The organism is Streptomyces sp. A0592, assembly GCF_004795115.1.
GTDB classification, from domain to species: Bacteria; Actinomycetota; Actinomycetes; order Streptomycetales; family Streptomycetaceae; genus Streptomyces; species Streptomyces erythrochromogenes.
The window spans coordinates 1-1,125 of record NZ_SSBM01000099.1; the positions used below are offsets into that span (position 1 = coordinate 1).

Genomic DNA, 1,125 nt, shown 5'->3' on the forward strand with positions numbered 1-1,125 from the left:
TAAGGCTCCCAGTAGACGACTGGGTTGATAGGCCAGATGTGGAAGCCCGGTAACGGGTGAAGCTGACTGGTACTAATAGGCCGAGGGCTTGTCCTCAGTTGCTCGCGTCCACTGTGTTAGTTCTGAAGCAACGAACAGTTGCTGGTTTCTAGAGCTAGAACATAACTACAAAGTGTGCTTGTTCGCTCGAAACCGATAGGGTTTCGGTGGTCATAGCGTTAGGGAAACGCCCGGTTACATTCCGAACCCGGAAGCTAAGCCTTTCAGCGCCGATGGTACTGCAGGGGGGACCCTGTGGGAGAGTAGGACGCCGCCGAACAATCTTTCAAAGGACCCTTGGTCCAGCGTTCAACGCTGGACCAAGGGTCCTTTTTGTTTTTCACCTCTTTACGCCGAAGCGCGGCCATGGGTTGGTTGCGCGAGAATGACTAGCGGTACCCCGAAGACAGGAGTCACACCCATGTCCAACTCTCCCGACGATCGTCCGGAGCGCGAGCCTCGGCGCAACGACGGCGGTGACAGGGGCGGCTACCGCGGGGGCCGTGACGACCGTGGTGGCGACCGTCCCCCGTTCCGCCGTGACGACCGCGGCGGCCGGCCGGCCGGTGGCAGCAGCGGTGGCGGCGGTGGCTACCGCCGCGACGACCGCGGTGGGCGTCCCGCCGGCGGTGGCGGCGGCTTCCGCCGTGACGACCGTGGTGGGGACCGTCCGTCCTACCCGCGTCGTGACGACCGTGGTGGCGACCGCCCCTCGTACCCGCGCCGCGACGACCGGGGCGACCGCCCCTCGTACCCGCGCCGTGACGACGACCGCGGTGGATTCCGTGGCGGCCGTGACGACCGTGGCGGCGACCGCCCCAGCTTCCCGCGTCGTGACGACCGCGGTGGGGACCGTCCGTCCTACCCGCGTCGCGATGACGACCGCGGTGGATTCCGCGGCGGCCGCGACGACCGCGGCGGCGACCGCCCGTCCTACCCGCGTCGCGACGACCGCGGTGGCGACCGTCCCGCCTTCCGTCGTGACGACCGGGGCGAGCGTCCGTCGTACCCGCGTCGTGACGACCGTGGTGGCGACCGCCCCTCGTACCCGCGCCGCGACGACCGGGGCGACCGCCCCTCGTACCC

The 1,125-nt window shown here is 68.2% G+C and carries 2 rRNA genes and 1 pseudogene; all 3 read left to right on the forward strand.

Features of this window, described 5'->3' with window-relative positions:
• A 23S ribosomal RNA gene (locus tag E6U81_RS39505) occupies window positions 1–96 on the forward strand; the annotation flags it as partial.
• 106 nt (window positions 97–202) lie between these two features.
• A 5S ribosomal RNA gene (gene rrf, locus E6U81_RS39510) occupies window positions 203–319 on the forward strand.
• A gap of 223 nt (window positions 320–542) precedes the next feature.
• Window positions 543–1,125 (forward strand): annotated as a pseudogene (locus E6U81_RS39515) (hypothetical protein); the annotation flags it as partial.